The sequence below is a fragment of the Sorangium sp. So ce887 genome, assembly GCF_051521455.1.
Taxonomy (GTDB): domain Bacteria; phylum Myxococcota_A; class Polyangia; order Polyangiales; family Polyangiaceae; genus Sorangium.
On the sequence record NZ_CP150354.1, the window covers coordinates 2,919,239 to 2,939,991 of the forward strand.

Genomic DNA, 20,753 nt, shown 5'->3' on the forward strand with positions numbered 1-20,753 from the left:
GCCAGCATCGTTGCGGATCGAGTGCTCCCCTGGAAGCAGCACGACGCGCCGAACCGCTGATTTCAGGGCTCCAGCGGGTGGCATGTCCGGTGCACATGGCCGCACCATGGATAGACGTCAGTTCTTGGGAGGCGCTGCGGCGGCGGTGTCCGGAGCGCTCCTGGCAGGCAGAGCCCAGGCCGCTGGGCCCAGTGTGATCCGCGTTGGCGTGCCGGGCGTTGGCGTGGGCAATCGCCCCGTCACCGGGGGCAGCTACTTCAGTCTCCTGCACCTCCAGGGGAGCCTGGCCGAGGAGTTCAAGAAGGACGGCATCGAGGTCAAGTGGAGCTTCTTCCGCGGCGCCGGTCCGGCCGTGAACGAGGCGGTCGCGAACAACCTGCTCGACATCTGGACTCACGGTCACCTGCCCTCGGTGGTCGGCCGGGCCAGCGGCCTCAAGACGCGGCTCCTGGCCAGCGCCAGCCGGCGCGGCCACGCCTATCTGGTGGTGCCCGCGGACTCGCAGATCAACGGGGTCCGTGATCTGCGCGGCAAGAAGGTGGCGTACCAGAAGGGCACGGCCACCCAGCTCTCCGCGAACCGCGTCCTCGAGGGCCACGGCCTGACCGAGAAGGACATCCGATCCATCAGCATGGACACGGCGACGGCGACGGCGGCGCTGGCCACGAAGGACGTCGACGCGGTGTTCGGCGGCACGAGCTTCCTCTCCCTGCGCGATCAGGGGATCGCTAAGATCGTCTATTCGACGAAGGGCGATTCTCCGACCTACCCGAGCAATTCAGGCGTCGTCGCGCGGGAGGACTTCATCAACGAGCACCCCGACATCGTGCAGCGCATCATCACCACCGCGGTGAAGTCCGCGGCGTGGGCCTCGGACGAGAAGAACCGCACGCAGGCCTTCCAGCTGTGGTCGAAGTCGGGCACGCCCTTCTCGAACTTCAAGGAAGCGCAGCAGGGCGAGGACATGAAGCAGAACGCCAGCCCGCTGCTCGACGAGTACATCATCGCCCGGTACAGGTCGGCGGTCGCCGATTCGAAGAAGTTCGGCCTGATCAGGAGCACCTTCGACGTCGAGTCCTGGACCGATCGGCGCTTCCTCAACCGGGCGCTGAAGGACCTCGGCCACGAGCGCTTCTGGGTGGAGTGGGACGCGAACGGCAAGCCGAAGGGGTGACGGCGCGGCCCGCGCGCTGCGGCTCGCCCCCGCGCAGCTCCTCGGCGCACGCGTCGAGCCGCCGTCGCGAGGAGCCATCGAGCGCTCCCTTGCGCCTCGATGGCCTCTCGCAGCGGGAAAGCAGGATTCAACGCAAAGGCGCAAAGAGGCAAGGGAGAGGGTGCATGGCAGTTTCGTCATCAGCGGTGCGTGTGCAGGCTGCCGTCGAGCAGCTCCGGTCCGGCGGCATGGTGATCCTCGTCGACGACGAGGCGCGCGAGGACGAGGGAGATCTCGTCGTCCTGGCGGAGCACGCGACGCCGGCCTCCATCAATTTCATGGCGACCCACGGCCGGGGGCTGATCTGCCTCGCGCTCACGGAAGAGCAGGTGGACCGCCTCGGGCTGCCGCTCATGGCGATCCGGGCCGGCGCCCGCCGGACGACGGCGTTCACGGTGAGCATCGAGGCGCGCGAGGGCGTCACGACCGGCATCAGCGCCCGCGACCGGGCGCGCACCGTCGCGGCCGCCATCGCCCGGGACGCGGCGCCGCGCGACGTCGTGTCGCCGGGGCACGTCTTCCCGCTCCGGGCGCGCCGCGACGGGGTGCTCGAGCGCGAAGGGCACACCGAGGGCGCGGTCGACCTGGCGCGGCTCGCCGGGGCGACTCCGGCCGCCGTCATCTGCGAAATCATGAACGATGACGGGACGATGGCGCGCAGGCGGGACCTCTCGCGCTTCGCGGCGCGCCACGGGGTGCCGTCCGTCGCCATCGGGGACGTCCTCCGCCACCGGGTGCAGCGCGAGGACGTCGCCACGCGCGTCCGGACCACCCCGTTCCGGCCCGCGGGCCTGAGCGGCGAGTGGCGGGCGCACACGTACAGGCTGCGTCGCGAGCGGCAGCTGCTCCTCCTGACGCACGGCGCGCCGGCGCTCGCTGACACCCGCGCCATCGTGTACACCCACCGCGCGGCGCTCGTCTCGGACCTCCTCGGCGACGCCGACCTGTTCGGCGCCCTGCGGGACATCGAGGCCGCCGGCCCCGGCGCGGTGGTCTACATTCCCCCGTCGGCCGATCCGGACGCCGACGACTCCGCGGGCCTCGAGCTCGCCGTCGCCGCGCGCGAGCTCGAGGCGCTCGGGTACCGCCGGGTGACGCTGCTCGACTCGAGGGCGCCCCGGCCCCCCGGGCCAAGGCGAGAGATCGACCTCGAGACCGGCGATCCGCCGGGCGCGGGCTGGGTCGGCGCGCACGAGAGGCGCAGCGGCGAGAGCGAAAAAGTGGCTTTACATACCGTGTAAGTGGTGGATCATGCGGTGACATGAAGGTGTTCCGGTTTGCAGGTGGCGGCGGGCCGCGCCTCGGGCTCGAGGACGAGCGGGGAGCGCGCCAGGACCTCACGGCGGCGTCCCCGGAGGCGTTCGCGTCCGTCGCCTCGTGGCTCGCCTTACCCGATCCCCTCGGCGCCGTGCGCGACGCGCGCGCGCGCGCCGCAGCCCACCCCCTCCCGCCCGACGTCCCGCTGCTCGCCCCGATCGACGGGCAGGAGGTCTGGGCGGCGGGCGTCACCTACGAGCGCTCGCGCAACGCGCGCAAAGAAGAGAGCGCCGGCGGCGGCGACTTCTATGACCGCGTGTACGACGCCGAGCGCCCGGAGCTGTTCTTCAAGGCGATGCCCCGCCTGGTCGCCGGCCCGGGCGCACCGGTGCGCGTCCGGCGCGACTCGATCTGGAACGTGCCCGAGCCGGAGCTCTCGCTCGTCGTGTCCGCGGCGGGCCGCATCGTCGGCTACACGGCCGGCAACGACGTCTCGTCGCGGTCCATCGAGGGCGACAACCCCCTCTACCTGCCGCAGGCGAAGGTCTACGACGGCTGCTGCGCGCTCGGCCCCGTCATCGCGCTCGCGGACGAGCCCGGGCTGGATCTGCGCGCGCTCCCCATCGAGCTCGCGATCCGGCGCGGGGGCGAGGCGGTGTTCACGGGGGAGACCTCGACCGCGAGGATGCGGCGCACGCCCGAGGAGCTCGTCGCCTACCTCACGCGCGAGCTGAGCTTCCCCGCGGGCGTCATCCTGATGACCGGGACCGGCATCGTGCCGCCCGACTCGTTCACCCTGGAGCCTGGCGACCTCGTGGAGATCACGATCCGCGGCGTCGGCACGCTGGCGAATCCGATATCTCAGGGTTGACGAGGCGCATCTTGCGAAGATCACGAGGCTCGAGACGTTCCTCCTCGGTTCCGCCTGTGCCCGCGAGACCGTTCACGCTCCAGGAGAAGAATGAAGTGCTGAGTTCGATCGATCCGGTTGACACGCTCGTGAGCTTCGCTTCCGGCTGAACCCATGGAATTCTTCGCCCACAACGCCGCCACCGGGGAAAAACTCGGCGCCTACCGCGACGCCACCGCCGCCGAGATCGACGCCGCCGCCCGCGCCGCCGTCGCGGCGGCGCCGGCCTTCGCCGACCTCGCGCCGGAGATGCGCGCCCGATTCCTGGAGACCGCCGCCGACGAGATCCTGGCGCTCGGCGAGCTCCTGATCCAGACCGCGCACCGGGAAACCGGGCTGCCCGTCGCCCGCCTCGAAGGCGAACGCGGCCGCACCACCGGCCAGCTGCGCCTCTTCGCCGCCGTCGTGCGCGAGGGCTCCTGGGTCGATGCCCGGATCGATCCCGCGCTGCCGGACCGCAAGCCGCTCCCGCGCCCCGACGTGCGCCGCATGCTGCGGCCGATCGGTCCGGTCGCCGTCTTCGGCGCGAGCAATTTCCCCCTCGCGTTCTCCGTTGCCGGCGGCGACACCGCCTCCGCACTCGCCGCGGGCAACCCGGTCGTGGTCAAGGCCCACCCGGCGCATCCCGGTACCTCCGACCTCGTGGCCTCGGCCCTGCGCTCCGCCGTTCAGAAGGCGAGCCTGCCCGCGGGCGTGTTCGGCATGGTGCACGGCGCCTCGCCCGAGGTCTCGCTCGCGCTGGTGCGCCACGAGGCCATCCAGGCGGTGGCCTTCACCGGGTCCACCCGCGCCGGCCGCGCCCTCTGGGACGCCGCCGCCGCCCGCCCGCGACCCATCCCCGTCTTTGCCGAGATGAGCAGCATCAACCCGCTTGTCGTGCTGCCCGGCGCGCTGCGCGAGCGCCGCGACGCGCTCGCCGAAGAGCTGGCCGGCTCGTGCACGCTCGGCGTCGGCCAGTTCTGCACCAAGCCGGGCCTTGTCCTGGGGTTGGCCTCCCCTGCATGGGATGCGTTTGCGCAGTCGGTCGCCAGCCGGGCCCGCGCCATCACCCCCGGTGTGATGCTGCACGCCGGTATCCAGGAGTCGTTCGACCGCTCCGTGCGGGAGCTGAAAGGAGTGGAGTGGCTGACCGACACCGGCGCGCGCGTCGCTCGCGTCTCCGCCGCCGACTTCGCGCGGCAGCCGCACCTCGCGCACGAGATCTTCGGACCGTACACGCTGCTCGTCACCGCTTCGAGCCGCGGAGAGTTACTTCAGCTCCTCGGCGCGCTCGAAGGCCAGCTTACCGCCACCCTTCACGGGACCGCCGACGATCTCGCCGCCGCCCAGGACCTTGTCGATGTCCTCAGCCGGGTCGCGGGCCGCCTTGTCTTCAACGGCTACCCGACGGGCGTGGAGGTGTCGCACGCCATGCACCACGGCGGGCCGTATCCCGCGAGCAGCGACGTGCGCTTCACCTCGGTTGGAACCGCGGCCATCCTCCGCTTCGCATGTCCCGTTTGCTACCAGTCGTGTCCGCCCGCGCTGCTCCCGTGGGCGCTGCGCGATGAGAATCCGCTCGGGATATCACGTCTCGTCGATGGCCGGGCCACCCGCGACCCCATCGCGCCCCGCGCATGAACCACGACCCGGTGTTCGAGTCCGGCAGCGAGGCGATCTACACCCTGCGCACCACCGCGCCCGGACCGTCGGGGCGCCTCCCGCTCGGGGCCGAGCAGCTGCGCGCCATGTCCAGCGGCGAGCTGTTCGGCTGGACTCAGAATGCCGGGATGGGGTGGGATCCTGCGCGCCTGAACGGGAAGCAGTTCCTCGTGCTCAGCACGCAGGGGGGGATCCGCGCGCCCGACGGCACGCCGATCGCGCTCGGGTATCACACGGGGCACTGGGAGGTGGGGCTCCTCATGGAGGAGGCCGCCCGCACGTTTACTGCCAGCGGAGCCATTCCGTTCGCCGGCTACGTCAGCGATCCGTGCGACGGGCGGACCAATGGCACCGTCGGCATGCTCGACAGCCTCGCTTACCGCAATGACGCTGCCATTGTATTCAGAAGACTGATACGCTCGCTGCCCACCCGCCGAGGCGTGCTCGGCGTCGCCACCTGCGACAAGGGCTTGCCGGCCATGTTGATGGCGCTCGCCGGCTCCCTCGACCTCCCCACGGTGCTCGTGCCGGGAGGCGTCACGCTCCTCGCGGAGGAGGCGGAGGATACCGCCAAGGTCCAGACCCTCGCGGCGCGCTATGCGCGCGGGGAGGTGAGCCTCGACCACGCCGCCGAGATGGGCTGCCGCGCCTGCGGTTCCCCCGGCGGCGGCTGCCAGTTCATGGGGACGGCCGCGACGAGCCAGGTGGTGGCGGAGGCGCTCGGCCTCGCCCTCCCGCACGGCGCGCTCAGCCCGTCGGGCGCCGAGATCTGGCGCGACCTCGCCCGCCGTTCCGCGCACGCGCTCATGGCCCTCGAGCGACGTGGCGTGACCACGCGGGACATCGTCACCGACGATTCCATCCACAACGCCATGGTGCTGCATGCCGCCGTCGGCGGGTCGACGAATCTCGTGCTCCATGTGCCGGCCATCGCCCATGCGGCCGGACTTCGACGCCCCACCGTGGACGACTGGGCGCGCATCAACGCCCTCGTTCCGCGCCTGGTGGACGTGTTGCCCAACGGGCCGCGACACTATGCCACGGTGCAGGTCTTCCTCGCGGGGGGCGTCCCGGAGGTCATGCTCCATCTGCGCGAGCTTGGCCTGCTGCGGCTCGGTGCGCGCACCGTCAGCGGCCTCACCCTGGGCGAGAACCTCGAGTGGTGGGAACGCAGCGAACGGCGCCGGCGCCTGCGCGACAAGCTACAGCAGCTGGACGGCATCAATCCGGACGACGTGATCATGTCCGCCGGGACGGCGCGCGAGCGCGGCCTCACCAGCACGGTGACCTTTTTGCGCGGCAACCTCGCGCCCGAGGGAGCGCTCGTGAAGAGCACCGCGATGGCTCCCCAGGGGATCGGACCGGACGGCGTTTATCTGCACGAAGGACCTGCGCGCGTGTTCGGCAGCGAGCACGCGGCGATCGAGGCGATCAAGACCGGTGCCGTGCAACCGGGTGACGTGATGGTGTTGATCGGCATCGGTCCCGGTATCGGAATGCCGGAGACGTACCAGATCACCTCCGCCCTCAAGCACGTGAAGGATGGGCACCGTATCGCCCTGGTCACGGACGGTCGTTTTTCGGGCGTCTCCACCGGGGCGTGCATCGGCCACGTCAGCCCGGAGGCGTGGGCGGGTGGACCCATCGGCCGCGTGCGCGACGGCGATCGCGTCAGGCTTCGCATCGACACGCGCAGGTTGGAGGGGACGGTGGACGTCGTGGGCGTGGAGGCCGGCGGTCTTGCCGCCCGCTTGCCCAATCCAGCCCTTCAACCCGACGGCCGAGTGAACGCGGATACGCGATTGTGGGCCGCGCTCCAGGATGCCAGCGGCGGCAGCTGGGGTGGGTGCGTCTATGATGCGGAGCGCATCATCGGGCTCCTCGGTCGCGCCATCGCGGCCGAGCGGAGCTCCTTTGATGCATAAGTTGTTGATATCGCGTCACTTTCCAGGAGGAAGGCGGATAGCGTAAGGTTTCATGGTTCAACCAGAGCGTGCAGCGTGGCTGTACGATGGGACGGCCACCACGAGGAGCTTGACTTTCGGATCGCGTTTGGATGTCCTAGGCCCCCGAGGTCAGAAGCTCTCTCGTGGTAGACGCCACGAGCCCCGCCGATCACGTCATTGAATTTCGAGGGCGCTCGTAAAATCCGCGTGGTGCCCCGGAAATGACGCGCGACACCGTCGCTCGCCAGATGCTGATAATTTGCGCCCCAGCGCTTTTGCCGTGAGCATTGCGGCGGCACGCGGACGTTGCCCTCGACGTTCGTGAGGGCGAGAATGTGACGACGTGGGATGGGCCGTAGAGGTCTCTATCCGACCACGTCTCTTTGCTCGAAAGGTAGCGGCACGATGTCGATTGGCCAGTTGAAGTCTCGTGGACCGGCGCGGCGCGCAGCGGCGGTGTTGAGCTGCGCGCTCGGGCTCTGGGGCCTCTCTGCCTGCAAAGGTAAGCCCGACAGCACTCAGGCCGCAGATGGCGCCGCCAGCGCCGCCAGCGCCGCCAGCGCCGCGGCCGAGCAGGCGCCGAGCGGGCAGGGGCCCAAGAGCGTGCCAGGGCCCGGCTTCAACCCCGAGTGCTTCGCGCCGTGGAAGAAGGACACAAAGTATTTGCAGTGGACGGCGCGAAAGCCGCCGTTCCGCCTCGCGCTCGTCAACGGCTACGTCGGTAACGCCTGGCGCATCCAGATGGTCAAGACGGCCAAGGCCTTCGCCAAGGACCCGGCCATCGCGCCGCTGCTCAAGGAGTTCAAGGTGGTGTCGACCGGCACCGACGTCGCGGCCCAGCTCGGTGCGATCGAGGACTTCATCAATCAGGGCTTCGACGGCATCGCCACGCTCGCCGTCAGCCCCGACGGCTTCGAGCGCGTGATCCGTCTCGCTGACAAGAAGGACGTCATCCTGGTTCCGTTCGACAACGTGCTCGACACGGACAAGGTGCTGCAGGTCAACGAGGACCAGCTGGCGATGGGGCGCCAGTGGGGCGAGTTCCTCGACAAGCAGCTCGGTGGGAAGGGCAAGGTGCTCGAGGTCCGCGGCCTTCAGGGCAACTCCGTCGATCGCGACCGCCACGTCGGCTTCCGCCAGGTCATGGAAGCGCCGGGGAAGAGCTACACCATCGTGGAGGTGGTCGGCAGCTGGGACGACGGCAAGGCGCAGAAGGCGGTGGCCGACGCGCTGGCCGTGCACCGCCAGTTCGACGCGCTCTTCGCGCAGGGCGGCTCGACGGGCGCCGTCCGCGCGCTGCTCGACGCCGGCCACAAGCCGATCCCGGTCGCCACCGAGGCCGAGAACGGCGTGCGCAAGCTGATCGCGAAGCACCACGAACAGGGCATGAAGGGCCTGTCGCTCGGCCAGTCGCCGGGGCTCGCAGCCATCGCGATGAAGGCGGCGCTCGAGGGCCTGCAAGGCAAGGTGCTGCCGCAGATGATCTCCGTGCCGATCCCCGCCGCCGATCACACCACGCTGAAGGACGGCGAGAACTTCTTCTCCCAGCTCTCCGACAACTTCTTCACGCCCAACGAGTTTCCGCCCTGCGGGGTCAACATCTCGGGCGTGAAGATCATGAACGAGTCGGAAGCCGACGTAAAGTAGACGTGAAGTAGACGTGAAGTAGCGTCCCGCGGGCGCCCCAGCATCATGACCGAACCGGTGAGCCCTCCGCTTCTCCAGCTCCGGGCCGTCTCCAAGCACTACGGCGGCGTCACCGCCCTGAGCGGCGTCGACTTCGCCTGCGAGGCGGGGAAGGTGCATGCGATCCTCGGCGAGAACGGCGCGGGCAAGAGCACCCTGATCAAGATCATCGGCGGCGTGGTCGAGCCGAGCGCCGGGGAGCTCTTGCTCCGCGGCGAGCCGGTCCGGTTCGACCACCCGATCGAGGCGAACGCCGCCGGCATCGTCTGCGTCTTTCAGGAGCTGTCCCTGATGCCGACGCTGACCGTGGCCGAGAACATCGGTATCACCATGCCGACCAACCGCCTGGGGCTCTTCGATCGCAAGGCGCAGGTCCGCAGGGCCGAGGAGCTCTTGGCGCGCGTCGGCTGCGAGGGCGTGAACCCGAACGCCTGGGTGAGCGACCTGCCGCTCTCGCGCCGCCAGATGGTCGAGATCGCGAAGGCGCTCGGCAAGGACCCGCGGCTGCTCATCCTGGACGAGGCCACCTCCGCGCTGACCAGCAGCGACGTCAAGAAGGTCTACGCGCTCCTGGCCGAGCTCAAGGCTCAGGGCGTCGGCATGCTCTACATCTCGCACCGCATGCACGAGATCAAGGAGCTCGCGGACGTGATGTCGGTCTTCCGCAACGGTCGGCACATCGAGACCTTCGCCAAGGGCCAGCACAGCGACGACCAGATCGTGGAGCTCATGATCGGCCGTGACATGGGTCACGTCTTCCCGCCGAAGCCGGCGGCGCGCAGCTTCCCGGCGACGCTCCTCGAGGTGCGCGACCTGAGCTGGGAGCGGCAGCTCGAGAACGTGTCGTTCAAGCTCGGCAAGGGCGAGATCCTCGGCATCGGCGGGCTCGACGGCCAGGGCCAGCGCGAGCTGTTGCTCAGCTTGTTCGGTGTGCTCAAGGATCTGCGCGGCGAGATCAAGATCGACGGCAAGCCGGTCAAGCTGACGAGCCCGCGCCAGGCCAAGGACCGTGCGCACGGCATCGCCCTCGTGCCCGAAGACCGAAAGACCGAAGGCCTGATGCTGCCGATGGCCATCGCCGCGAACATGTCGCTGGCCTCGCTCGACAGGTTCACGAGCGGCGGGGTGCTCGACCGCCAGCGCGAGGCCGCGCGCATCGACGAGATGGTGCGCCGCATCCAGATCAAGATCGGCTCGCTCAACGACCCGGTGTCGTCGTTGTCCGGGGGCAACCAGCAGAAGGTCGTGCTGGCCAAGTGGCTGATGACGGAGCCGCGGCTGCTGATGCTCAACGACCCCACCCGCGGCATCGACGTCGGCACGAAGCAGGAGCTCTACCAGCTGCTCCGCGAGCTGGCGGACGCCGGCACGTCCATCCTCTTCTACACAACGGACTACGACGAGCTGATCGGCTGCTGTGACCGCGTGCTCGTCCTCTACCAGAACCGCGTGCAGGGCGAGCTCGTGGGGCCCGACATCACCGAAAAGAACATCCTGGACCTGGCCCTCGGTCTGCGCGGCGGGCCTGAGCGCGCGAAGCCCGAAGCCGAGCGCGCGCAATCAGAGGCACGATGAAGGACTGGAAGCTCCGCCTACGCCAGAACCAGGGCCTGCTCGTGGCCGTCTGTCTTTGCATCTTCTTCTACGGGCTCTACTCGCTGTCCCATCCCAAGGGCTTCAGCGCGTCGCTGCTGGGGCAGAACGCCAACGAGTCGTTCGTGCTGGTGGCTGCGGCCATGGCCCAGACGATCCCCGTGCTGACCGGCGGCCTGGATCTGTCCGTGGGTGCGGTGATCACGCTCGTCAACTGCCTGGCCTCGCACGTCCTTGCCGGCGGCGCGCTCGAGAACTTCCTGGGCATCCTGCTGTGCCTGGCCGTGGGCATGGCGGCAGGCCTGCTCAACGGCTGCCTCGTCGTGTACGGCCGCCTGCAACCGATCATCGCCACCCTGGCCTCGGGCACGATCTTCATCGGCATCGCGCTGTTCCTGAGGCCGACGCCCGGCGGCCAGGTCGATGGCGATCTGGCGTTCGCGGTGACCTTCGATCTCAACGAGCTGCTGCAGGCCGCGGGCGCCGCCCCCCTCGGCGGCGCGCTGGGCTTCGTCGGCAAGATCCCGTCGCCCGCGATCTGGATGGCGCTGCTCGCGCTGCTCTGGACCTACTACCGCCGCACCCGCTACGGCCTCGGCGCTTACGCCGTCGGCGCGTCGCAGGAGGCGGCGTACATGTCGGGCGTCCGCATCAAGCGCGTCAAGCTGGCCGCGTACACGCTGTCGGGGTTCTTCGCCAGCGTCGGCGGCCTCTACCTCGCGCTGCAGACGACGTCGGGCAACGCCGACATCCCACAAGCCGGCTCCTACACGTTGAACTCCATCGCCTGCGTCGTGATCGGGGGCTCCTCGCTGTACGGAGGTATCGGCGGCGCCATAGGATCGCTCTTTGGCGCGCTGGTGCTCCGCTCCGTCTCCTTCAACTTCCGCGTCCTCAACGAGGGCTCGGCGTTGGGCTTCCTCGCCAACCCCCTCTACCAGCCGCTGTTCGAGGGCCTCATCCTGCTCGCGGCCGTCTGCCTCGGCGCGCTCTGGGTCGTCCGCGTCAAGAACCGGCTGCAGGTCTTCAGGTGAGCTCGATGCAACACCTCCCCTCCCTCAAGAGCCGTCTCGGCGAGATCGACAAGCCGACCTGGTACGCGCTGCTGTCGATCGGCGTCGTCCTCGTGATCGGCTCGATCGGCACGCTGGTCACCCAGGGCACGCTGAGCTTCCTGAGCCCGTACTACATCCTGCAACAGCTGCAGATCGCCGCCTTCCTGGGCGTGGCCGCCACGGGCATGATGATCGTGATCCTGCTCGGTCACATCGATCTCTCGCTGCCGTGGGTGCTCACCTCGAGCGCCATGCTGGCCGCAGGGCTCGGCGGCTGGGCCGCGTTGCCCTGCGGCCTGGCCATCGGCGCCGCCGCGGGTCTGGTGAACGGGCTCGGCGTCGCCTACCTTCGCGTGCCCTCGATGATCTTCACGCTGGGCACGAACACCGTGCTTCAGGGGCTGATGGTTGTCTACACAGGCGGCTTCGCTCCGCGCAGCGAGGCGCCAGAGTGGATGGAGGTCCTGGCCGTGGGCAAGACGCTCTCCATCCCGAACTCGCTGTTCGTCTGGATCTTGGTCGGCGGCGTCGGCACCTTCATGCTGAAGAAGACCGCGCTCGGCCGCTACATCTATGCCGTGGGCAACCAGGAGCAGGCCGTCTATCTTTCGGGCGTCAGGACGCACCTTGTGCTGATCGGCGCCTTCGTGATGTGCGGCGTGTGCTCCGCCATCACCGGCATGCTGCTGGCGGGCTTTTCGCACAAGGCCTACCAGTCCATGGGCAACGACTACCTCATGCCGGCCATCGCCGCGGTGGTGATCGGCGGAACCAACATCATGGGCGGACGCGGGACGTACCTCGGCACCGTCCTCGGCACGATCCTGATCGTGCTGCTCCAGAGCATGCTCAGCGTGCTGCAGATGCCCGAGGCCGGCCGCCAGATCATCTACGGCGCCGTGATCATCGCCATGCTGCTGGTCTATGGCCGACAACATCAGGAGGGACGCTGACCCGCAGCTAGCGCCCGGCGCCGCGGGTGTTCAGATAGACCGCGTACAGCGAGGTCGTGCCGCAGATGAACAGGCGGTTGCGCTTGGCGCCGCCGAAGCAGACGTTGGCCACCACCTCGGGGATCAGCACCTTGCCGAGCAGCGCGCCGTCGCTCGCGTGGCAGTGCACGCCGTCGCCGGCCGACAGCCACAGGTTGCCGTGCACGTCGACGCGGAAGCCGTCGTACACGCCCACCGGGCAGGTCGCGAACACCTCGCCGCCGGTCAGCGTGCCATTCGCGTCGACGCGGAACTTGCGCACGTGGTGCGGGCCGTCCGTCACGTGCGTCGCGCCGGTGTCGGCGATGTACAGCAGCGACTCGTCCGGCGAGAAGGCGAGGCCGTTGGGCTGCACGAAGTCGTTCGCGACGACCGTCAGCGCAAAGGAGACCGGGTCGACGCGGTAGACGCGCTGCGCGCCCTGCTCGTTGGGCGACGCGTCGCCCTCGTAGTCGCTGTCGATGCCGTAGCTCGGGTCGGTGAACCAGAGGCTGCCGTCGGACTTCATGACCACGTCGTTCGGCGAGTTCAGCCGCTTGCCGTCGAAGTGCGATGCGAGCACCGTGCGCGAGCCGTCGTGCTCGGTGCGCGAGACGCAGCGGCCGCGGTGCTCGCAGGAGACGAGGCGGCCCTGCAGGTCGACCGTGTGGCCGTTTGTGTTCATCGCGGGCTGGCGGAACACCGAGACCGAGCCGTCGGTCTCGTCCCAGCGCAGCATGCGGTCGTTCGGGAGGTCCGACCAGACGAGGTAGCGCCCCGCTGCGAACCACGCCGGCCCCTCCGCCCAGCGGCAGCCCGTGTACAGCTTCTCGACGTGCACGTGCGGGAGCGCGAGCTTGCGGAAGCGCGGGTCGATCACCTCGAAGCTCGGGGTCAGCTCGATGACCATCGGGTTCTCCTCCTTCTAGCGAAACGTGCTGGATCTCTGACGCGCCGAGCTAGGGATAGCTGACGGTGATCTCGGCGAGGAACGTCCTGCCGTTCTGCCGGCTCGTGGACGAGAGGTAGGTCTCCGCAGCCGGGTAGTCGTACCGCGTGCCCATGGCGTTGTAGAGGCCGATCACATAGCGCGTGTGGAAGCGCTGGAGCTCCCCCGACACCGTGAGATCCGCGACGATGGCGGCCTCGGTCGCGCCGCCCGCGCTGCGCGAGATCCGACGCGGCGCCTCCAGGTTGATCCGCAGCGCGGCGGCGGCGAGCCGCTTCACCACCGGGACGACGCCGCGGAACGACGCGAGGTGCTCCGGGGCGTTGATCAGCCGCTCTCCGCCCTCGCGCTGGGCGCGCTGGTAGCCGTACGTCGCCGCGAGCATCCAGCCTTGCCGCCACTCGCGGCGGAGCTCGACGTCGCCCCCCACGACGAACGCGTCATGCTTGCTGTTCGCGTAGCGCAGCAGCCCGCCGCTCTCCTCGATGGAGATCCCCTCCGAGAGCCTGCTCGCGTGGACGGCGCCGAGCGCGATCCAGGCGTCACCGACGCGCTGCGTGTACTCGATCTCGGCGGAATGGATGGACTCCGGCCGCAGCACGAGGCCTTCCTCGGGGTCGACGGCGGGCACCTGCGTCTTGCCGTCCTCGTAGTACTGCTCGGAGACGCTCGGCGTGCGGAAGGCGGTCCCGCCCATGATCTTCAGCACGCCGCCGGGCGCGGGACGGAAGATGACCGCGGCGCGCGGCACGACGATGGGATCGAACGTGCTGTAGACGTCCAGGCGCGCGCCCGCCGAGAAGCGTATCCACGGCGCGGGCGAGCCGTCGACGATGACGTACCCGGCGCCGAAGCCGAACGGCTCGCGCTTCGTGCTGACGCGCCCGTCCGCGAAGACGCCGCGCAGCGTCGCCTCGGGGTGCCCCTGCATCTCGCCGCCCGCGGTGACCCGGAGCTCGGGGAGCGGCGTCCACGCCGCCCTGATCTCGGAGCCCAGCCAGGTGCCGTGCTGCTGCTCGAAGATCGTCTCCTCGTCGAACCTGTAGACCCCGTGCCAGACGAAGCGGTTCACGTGGACGCGCGCCATGAACTGCAGGTCGGGCGCGGGCCGCGGCTCGAAGCGCACCTCGGCCATCATGTGCGCGTCCTCGTAGCTCGTTCCGAGATCGTGGAGCCGCGTGCCCACGTAGCCGGTCGGGATCCGCTGCTCGCGCGTGTGATACATCCACTGCGCCGTGAACGGCCCGTACCAGGCGCGCCCGGTGGTGCCGCCGGCCCGGAACATCTCGGCGCGCTCGGCGATCTGCACGCGCGGCCCGGCGCCGGGCGTCCTCAGCGCCACCGGGACGTCGAACCCGTCGGAGCGGGCCCCGGTGACGCTCGCCCGCACGCCCGCGTCCTTGCCGGCGTTGTAGTGGAACCCGGCGCGCGCGTGGCCCACGCCGTCGTAGTAGGTGCCGGCCGTCACGTGCGCGCCCGTGGGCTCGTCGCGGCCGCGCGGCACGAGGTTGACGATGCCGGAGAGGGCGCCCGTGCCGTAGAGCAGCGAGCCCGGCCCGCGGACGACCTCGATGTGGTCCACGTCGTGGAGGTCGTCCCGCGCGTCCGAGCCCACGAACGAGGCGTTCAGGATGTTGTCGTTCGTCGAGTGCCCGTCCGAGAGGACGAGGAGCCGGTTGCCGTAGTCGAGCGGCTCGCCGAGCCCGCGGATCCCGGCCGAGTAGACGACGTGGTCGTTCGACAGGTAGACGCCGCGCGTGCCGCGCAGCGCCTCCGCGATGGTCGGGTACCCGAAGGCGCGCAGCTCCTGCTGCTCGATGACGCTGATGGAGGCGGGCGCGTCCTCCACGCGCTCGAGGACGCGCGAGGCGGCCGAGACCTCCCGGAGCGGCTCCAGCGCGAGGTCGCGCAGCTCCGCCTGCTGGCCGGCCGAGACCTCGATCGTCCGCTCGATCGGCGCGAAGCCCCGCAGGCTGACGCGGACCCGGCGCCGGCCCACGGCGACGCCCTGGATCACCGACGGCGTGAAGCCCATCGGCCGGCCGTCGATCTCGACGAGGGCGTCGGGCTCGCCGGCGCGCACGAGGATCGAGCCCGTGAGCGGGCTGAGCGCCGCCGTGATCGACATCGTCTCGTGCGCGGCGACGGTCAGCGGCTGCGGCGCCGCCTGGTAGCCGGCGCGCGAGAAATAGAGCACGTGGCGGCCCGGCGGCAGGTCGAGATCGCAGGGCGCGGTGCAGGCGGGCGGCGCGCCCTCGCTGTCGACGTGCACCGTGGCCTCGCTCGCGCCGCGCACGTCCACCCGGACCGAGCCCACGATGCGGCGGAGCACGATGAGCACGTCCTTTGTCTGCCCGAGCCTCACCGCGATGTCCTCCACCGCCAGGGGCTCGTAGCCGGCGAGCTCGACGAGGATCCGGTGGCGCCCCTCGGCCAGGGCGAGCCGGCGCGGCGCCGTGCCGCGCGCGCCGAGGTTCCTGCGATCGACGTAGATCGTGGCGCCCGGCGGCGACGTGACGATCTGCAGCACGGCCACGCGCGGCGCGATCCGCGCGAGCGCGGCCTGCACCTCGGCGACGATCTCCGCGTCGGTCTCGCCCTCGAGCGCGTCGTCGTAGTACCGGTGCGCGTCGGCGAAGCGGCCCAGCTCCTCGTAGGTGAGCGCGATGTTGAAGACCACGTTGCGGTTCGGCACGAGCCGGTTGGACGCGAGGAAATGCTCGAGGGCCGCGGGGAACTGCCCCTTCTTGTAGCTGTCGCGGCCCAGCTCGAAGTGGAGGTCGGCCTCGTCGGCCTGGCCCTCGCCGTCGGCGCGGGCGGCGGGGGCCTGGAGCAGCAGCGCGCCCGCGAGGAGGGGCAGGGCGGCGAGGCTCCACGGGCGAGCGCGCTTCCACCGGCGAGCGCGCGTGCTCGAGGGCGCTGGATGCATGCTGCTAGCGGTGCTCGCGCAGGCGCACCGGCCTCGTCGTCGTCGGCTCGCCGCTGGCCGCCGGCTCGGTGCCCGCCGGCGGCGGGAGCACGGCGCGCGGGCGCGCGGGCCTCGTCGAGCTCGACGGCGCGAGCGCGGCGCCGGCCGCGGCGAACCCGCTCGCCGCGGCGTCGACGGCCGCCGCGGGGGGCGTGAGGAGGGCGGACGGCGCGAGGGGCGAAGCGCCGGGCGCCTCGTCCGCGAGCGCCGCCGCCGGCTCGTCCTGCGCCGGTGCGGCCCGCGAGGCCCCCTCGCCGGCAGGCGGCGCGCCCGCGACCGGCGCGGCCCCGCGTCCGAGCCACGCGAGCGCCGCCGCACCCCCGAGGAGCACGACGAGCGCCGCCGCCGCCACGGGCGCGACCGCGCTCCGCCGGCCACGGGCGTCCCCTGCGGGGCTGCTCTCGCGCGGCTCGGACGGCGCCGCCGCCGGCGCCAGCTCGTCCGGGCGCGACGCCCTCGCGGCCGGCGTGGCTCCAGCGAAGGCCTGCGGGGGCGGCACGGAGGTCACGGTCGCCGCGGACCAAGGCGCGGCAGCGGGCGGCACGGAGGCCTGGGGCGGCACGGAGGCCGCGGTCGCCGCGGGCCACGAGCCGGCCGCAGGCGGCACGGAGGCCGCGGTCGCCGCGGGCCACGAGCCGGCCGCAGGCGGCACGGAGGCCGCGGTCGCCGCCGCGGACGGCTGCGTGGACGGCGCGGACGTCGCCCACCCCTGCGCCCTTCCGAGCGCGGTGATGCGCGGTCCGGTCAAGGTCTGGGCGTCCTCCTCGACCTCCCTCGGGCGGCCCGGCGCCGGCGGCGCGTCCACGGTCTCGTTCCCCATGGCCCTGCGCAGGATGCGCGCCGCCGTCAGGCGCGCGGGCTCCGACCCCAGCGGCTCGAGCAGCGACACAAGCTCGGCGACCGTCTGCGGGCGGCGCGCCGGGTTCTTCTCCAGGCACATCAGGAGGATGAACTCGAGCTCGAGCGGGATCTCGGGCCGGTGCACGCGCGGCGGCACGGGTGGATCTGTAACAATGCTTACAAACAATGCCGAGATGGCCTCGTTCTCGAACGGCAGCCGGCCTGTCAGGAGCTGATACAGCGTCATGCCGAGCGCCCAGATGTCGCTGCGGGCGTCCACGGTCCGGGTATTGCGGATGTGCTCCGGCGACATGTAACGGGGCGAGCCGAGCACCACGGACGATGTGGTCAGCTTGGCGTTCGAGCCGAGCACGCTCGCCTCCGACGCCTTCGAGATGCCGAAGTCGAGCACCTTGATCAGGGACGAGCCGTCGGCGCGGCTCGCCAGGAAGAGGTTGCCCGGCTTGAGGTCGCGGTGGACGATCCCGAGCGCGTGCGCCTCGGCGAGCGCCTCGCAGGCCTCGATCACGTAGCTCACCGCCTGCTCGACCGGCAGCGGGCCTCGTGTCTCCACGAGCGCCTCCAGATCGATGCCATTCAGGTACTCCATCACGAAGTAGGGCAGCTCCTCGTCGGTCTGCCCCACATCGATGACGCGCGCGATGTGCTCGCTGGCGATCGCCGCCGCGGCCTGCGCCTCCCGGAGGAATCGCTCGATGGCGCCCGGCGTGGTGTGCCCCTCGGGGAGCAGGAACTTCAGCGCGACGCGGTGGCGGAGCGAGATGTGGTGCGCCGAGACGACGAGCCCCATGCCGCCGCGCCCGAGCACCCGCTCCACGCGGTACTTCCCGCCGATGATGTCCCCGACCCGCGGAATCTTGCGCCACGAAGCCGGTTCCACCGCTTCCCAGCTTGCTTGGGCCATCGGCCGATCACTATACACCAGCGCTCATCGGCCTCCGGCAGAATCTCGCCCCTGCCCACCTCCGCGCCAGCGTCGTGTGCGACACGCCCCGCTCCCGGCCCCACCTGCGCTGTCCGGAGGCGATCGGCGGTCGGTGGTCCGGCCCGGCCCGGCGATGATCCAGGCGGGTCGTCGCGCTGCGCGCTCACTGTAGCGCGGGCGCGGCGAGCTCGGCGCTGCTCGCCTGACCCCGGCCGTGCCCTGGAGGATCCGCGGCGCGCGTTGCTATGCTGTCGCTCGAATCACCCCACGAGCACCCCACGAGGTCTCATCGTGCATGAATTCACCGTGACAGGCCCGCTCGTCGGCGGGGCCCTCATCGGCCTCAGCGCATCCCTGCTCCTGCTGTTCAACGGGCGGGTCGCCGGCATCAGCGGCATCTTCGGCGGGCTCCTCTTTCGCGAGCCCGGCGAAACCGCCTGGCGCGCGGCGTTCGTCGCGGGCCTCCTCCTCGGCGGCCTCGCGCTCGCCGCCGCGCATCCCGGCGCCTTTCCGCCGGCGGGCGGCGGCTCGCTCGGCCTCGTGGTCGCCGCGGGGCTGCTCGTCGGCCTCGGCGCGCGGCTCGGCAACGGGTGTACGAGCGGCCATGGCGTCTGCGGCCTCAGCCGTCTCTCGGCCCGCTCGCTCGCCGCCACGATGACGTTCATGGCGACCGCGGCCATCACCGTTTACGTCAGCCATCATCTGCTCGGAGCGGCGCGATGAAGCAGAGCGCGCTCGCGCTCCTCACCGGCGCGCTGTTCGCCGTGGGGCTCGGCGTCTCCGGCATGACCCAGCCGTCCAGGGTCATCGGCTTCCTCGACATCGCCGGCGACTGGGACCCGAGCCTCGCGTTCGTGATGGTGGGCGCGATCTCGGTGCATTTCCTCGCCTACCGTGTCCTTCGCTGGCAGCAGCGCGCCGCCGCCCGCGCGCCGCGCTTCCCCCTCCTGGCCGATCGCGTGTCCCTCCCGACCCGCACCGGCGTCGACGCGCGCCTCCTCGGCGGTGCCGCGCTGTTCGGCGCCGGCTGGGGGCTGGCCGGTTACTGCCCCGGGCCGGCGCTCGTCTCGCTCGCGACCGGCTCCGGCGTCGTCCTCGCCTTCGTCCTGGCGATGGCCGCCGGGATGGCGATCGAGCACCTCGCCACCGTCACGACGAATCGGCGTCATCCACGTGACGCCGGCCGGGCAGGGCGGTAAGCTCGATCGCATCGCGCCGCTCGCCAACAAGGACGTTGACGGCGTGGAGCGGGCCGACCCGCACGCGGTTCAGGTGCGCCTGCTCTGAGCGAGCCGGCCGCGCCCTCCACGGCGTGCTCCGCTCTTACCAGGCGGGGACGGCAGGTTGCGACGCTGCCCGTGGCGGCGCCAGATGGCGTCATGGAACGGCCGCGTTCGAGGAGTGGAATATTGAAAGTGCTCGATGATCTGTCCGGTTTATCGATGTTCGTGCGCATCGTCGAGGAAGGTTCGCTCAGCGCGGCCGGCAGGGCGCTCGGCCTGCCGAAGGCGACGATCAGCCGTAACCTCGCGCTGCTGGAGAAGCGGCTCGGCGCACCGCTGTTGATCCGCTCCACGCGCGCGCTCAGCCTGACGGATGCTGGAAGGCGCTTCTTCGACAGGGTAAGGCCCATTGTTCGGGACGCGCAGCAAGCGACCGCCGAGGTCAAGAGCCACAACGCGGCTCCCGCGGGGCTGCTGCGCATCGCCGCGTCCGTCGCCTATGGCCAGGCGGCGATCGCGCCCCGCCTGCTGGCGTTCATGGGGCGTTATCCTGCGGTTCGCATCGACCTGCATCTCCATGATCGGCGCGTCAACCTGGTCAGCGACGGCTACGACCTGGCCATCCGCATGGGCGCGATCGGAGACAGCGATCTGGTCAGCCACAAGCTGGCCGATATCCATATGGTCATCGTCGCTTCGCCCGGCTGGCTGGAGCAGCACGGCGCGCCCCGGAGACCCGGCGACCTCGCCCGGCATGTCGCCATCGTCACGCGGCCCGACATCGTCCGCTGGCAAGTCGGCGGGGAGACCGTTCGTGTCCCCTGGCGCATGAGCACCGGCAACATGATCGTCACGCGGGACGCCGCGAGGGCCGGGCTAGGGATCGCTCTCGTACCCGAGTTCCTCGCGTTGCGTGACCTGGAAGGCGGCTCGCTGGTTCGCCTGCTCCCCGACCTGGAGCTGCCGGTCATTCAAGCGACCGCCCTGTATACCCGGGGCGCCAATCGATCGGTGGCGCTGCGCGCCTTGATGGACGACCTCCTGGCCAGCCGACCCATCGAGGTCGACGCCGCGCCGTGACTAGCCGGATCGCCGGAACAGGTTCATCAGCCGCCGGAGCAGCCCGGGCTTCTTGGCCGGCGCCTCCGCCGCGGCCTCCTCCTTGTCGCGGCGCACCGAGCTGGGCGCGGCGTCGCGGGGCTTCGCTGCGCCGCCATCGCGGGATCTTGCTGCGCCGCTATTGCGGGGCTTCGCCGCGGCGGACGCCCTGAGCTCGTCGCGGGCGGCATCCGTGGCCTGGGCCGTCGTGCGCTCCGCCGCCTGGCTCGGCGCGGGGTTCGCTGCCTTCTTGCCGGCTCGCGCCTGCATCTTGGCTTTCATCGCCTCCTTGGCGGTGAGCGCCGGCTTCTTCTTCCGCGGGAACGCGGGGCTGGGAGGAGGCACCCACGCGGCCTCCCGGCGCGGCTCGGAGGGCGCCGCCGTTTCCGGTGCCGGCGGCGGAGCCGGGGCCGCCTTGTGGGGCGCGGCGTGCTGCGGCGGCCGGGCCGCATTGCGA

At 70.9% G+C, this 20,753-nt stretch carries 16 protein-coding genes; 12 read left to right on the forward strand and 4 right to left on the reverse strand.

The annotated features are described in order from the left end of the window. Positions 1 to 223 precede the first annotated feature (223 nt). From WMF36_RS11105 to WMF36_RS11145, 9 genes are all read left to right on the forward strand, one after another. Positions 224 to 1,174, forward strand: a complete 951-nt coding sequence (locus WMF36_RS11105; RefSeq protein WP_437579577.1) for an ABC transporter substrate-binding protein — start codon at positions 224 to 226, stop codon at positions 1,172 to 1,174. A 164-nt stretch (positions 1,175 to 1,338) separates the two neighbouring features. Beyond that, entirely contained in the window at positions 1,339 to 2,454 is a 1,116-nt protein-coding gene (gene ribB / locus WMF36_RS11110; RefSeq protein ID WP_437579578.1) for a 3,4-dihydroxy-2-butanone-4-phosphate synthase, read from the forward strand. A gap of 20 nt (positions 2,455 to 2,474) precedes the next feature. Next, positions 2,475 to 3,341: a fumarylacetoacetate hydrolase family protein gene (locus tag WMF36_RS11115; RefSeq protein WP_437579579.1), complete on the forward strand. Its 867-nt coding sequence runs from the start codon at positions 2,475 to 2,477 to the stop codon at positions 3,339 to 3,341. A 153-nt stretch (positions 3,342 to 3,494) separates the two neighbouring features. Further along, positions 3,495 to 5,000 carry an aldehyde dehydrogenase (NADP(+)) gene (locus WMF36_RS11120; RefSeq protein ID WP_437579580.1) on the forward strand — a complete coding sequence of 502 codons (1,506 nt, stop codon included), beginning with the start codon at positions 3,495 to 3,497 and terminating at the stop codon, positions 4,998 to 5,000. Next, positions 4,997 to 6,946 (forward strand): YjhG/YagF family D-xylonate dehydratase, encoded by a 1,950-nt coding sequence (locus tag WMF36_RS11125; RefSeq protein ID WP_437579581.1) that lies wholly within the window; start codon positions 4,997 to 4,999, stop codon positions 6,944 to 6,946. Before WMF36_RS11120 ends, WMF36_RS11125 begins: the two co-directional genes overlap by 4 nt. Before the next feature lie 441 nt (positions 6,947 to 7,387). Beyond that, positions 7,388 to 8,614 carry a sugar ABC transporter substrate-binding protein gene (locus WMF36_RS11130; RefSeq protein WP_437579582.1) on the forward strand — a complete coding sequence of 409 codons (1,227 nt, stop codon included), beginning with the start codon at positions 7,388 to 7,390 and terminating at the stop codon, positions 8,612 to 8,614. Positions 8,615 to 8,659: 45 nt separating this feature from the next. Continuing rightward, a complete protein-coding gene (locus WMF36_RS11135) occupies positions 8,660 to 10,228 on the forward strand; it encodes a sugar ABC transporter ATP-binding protein (protein WP_437579583.1) in 1,569 nt (522 codons plus the stop codon). Further along, positions 10,225 to 11,280 carry an ABC transporter permease gene (locus tag WMF36_RS11140; RefSeq protein ID WP_437579584.1) on the forward strand — a complete coding sequence of 352 codons (1,056 nt, stop codon included), beginning with the start codon at positions 10,225 to 10,227 and terminating at the stop codon, positions 11,278 to 11,280. The genes WMF36_RS11135 and WMF36_RS11140 overlap by 4 nt, the downstream gene beginning before the upstream one ends. A gap of 5 nt (positions 11,281 to 11,285) precedes the next feature. After that, complete coding sequence (locus tag WMF36_RS11145; protein ID WP_437581891.1) at positions 11,286 to 12,254, forward strand: ABC transporter permease; 969 nt, start codon at positions 11,286 to 11,288, stop codon at positions 12,252 to 12,254. Between the two features lie 7 nt (positions 12,255 to 12,261). On the opposite strand, the gene WMF36_RS11150 is transcribed toward WMF36_RS11145, so the two are convergent. From WMF36_RS11150 to WMF36_RS11160, 3 genes are read right to left on the reverse strand one after another with little or no spacing between them, the layout of a single operon-like run. Continuing rightward, positions 12,262 to 13,182, reverse strand: coding sequence for an SMP-30/gluconolactonase/LRE family protein (locus tag WMF36_RS11150; RefSeq protein WP_437579585.1), 921 nt, complete (start codon positions 13,180 to 13,182; stop codon positions 12,262 to 12,264). A gap of 49 nt (positions 13,183 to 13,231) precedes the next feature. Then, a complete protein-coding gene (locus WMF36_RS11155) occupies positions 13,232 to 16,150 on the reverse strand; it encodes a TonB-dependent receptor domain-containing protein (RefSeq protein ID WP_437579586.1) in 2,919 nt (972 codons plus the stop codon). A gap of 4 nt (positions 16,151 to 16,154) precedes the next feature. Continuing rightward, complete coding sequence (locus tag WMF36_RS11160) at positions 16,155 to 17,954, reverse strand: protein kinase domain-containing protein (RefSeq protein WP_437579587.1); 1,800 nt, start codon at positions 17,952 to 17,954, stop codon at positions 16,155 to 16,157. A gap of 312 nt (positions 17,955 to 18,266) precedes the next feature. Between WMF36_RS11160 and WMF36_RS11165 the strand changes: the two genes are divergently transcribed. The 3 genes from WMF36_RS11165 (at position 18,267) to WMF36_RS11175 (ending at position 20,278) form a co-directional block, all read left to right on the forward strand. Then, positions 18,267 to 18,698 (forward strand): YeeE/YedE family protein, encoded by a 432-nt coding sequence (locus tag WMF36_RS11165; RefSeq protein ID WP_437579588.1) that lies wholly within the window; start codon positions 18,267 to 18,269, stop codon positions 18,696 to 18,698. Continuing rightward, positions 18,695 to 19,174 (forward strand): DUF6691 family protein, encoded by a 480-nt coding sequence (locus WMF36_RS11170; RefSeq protein ID WP_437579589.1) that lies wholly within the window; start codon positions 18,695 to 18,697, stop codon positions 19,172 to 19,174. Before WMF36_RS11165 ends, WMF36_RS11170 begins: the two co-directional genes overlap by 4 nt. Positions 19,175 to 19,390: 216 nt before the next feature. Continuing rightward, positions 19,391 to 20,278, forward strand: a complete 888-nt coding sequence (locus WMF36_RS11175) for a LysR family transcriptional regulator (RefSeq protein WP_437581892.1) — start codon at positions 19,391 to 19,393, stop codon at positions 20,276 to 20,278. On the opposite strand, the gene WMF36_RS11180 is transcribed toward WMF36_RS11175, so the two are convergent. Further along, positions 20,279 to 20,641: a hypothetical protein gene (locus tag WMF36_RS11180; RefSeq protein ID WP_437579590.1), complete on the reverse strand. Its 363-nt coding sequence runs from the start codon at positions 20,639 to 20,641 to the stop codon at positions 20,279 to 20,281. It lies immediately after the preceding gene. Positions 20,642 to 20,753 lie beyond the last annotated feature (112 nt).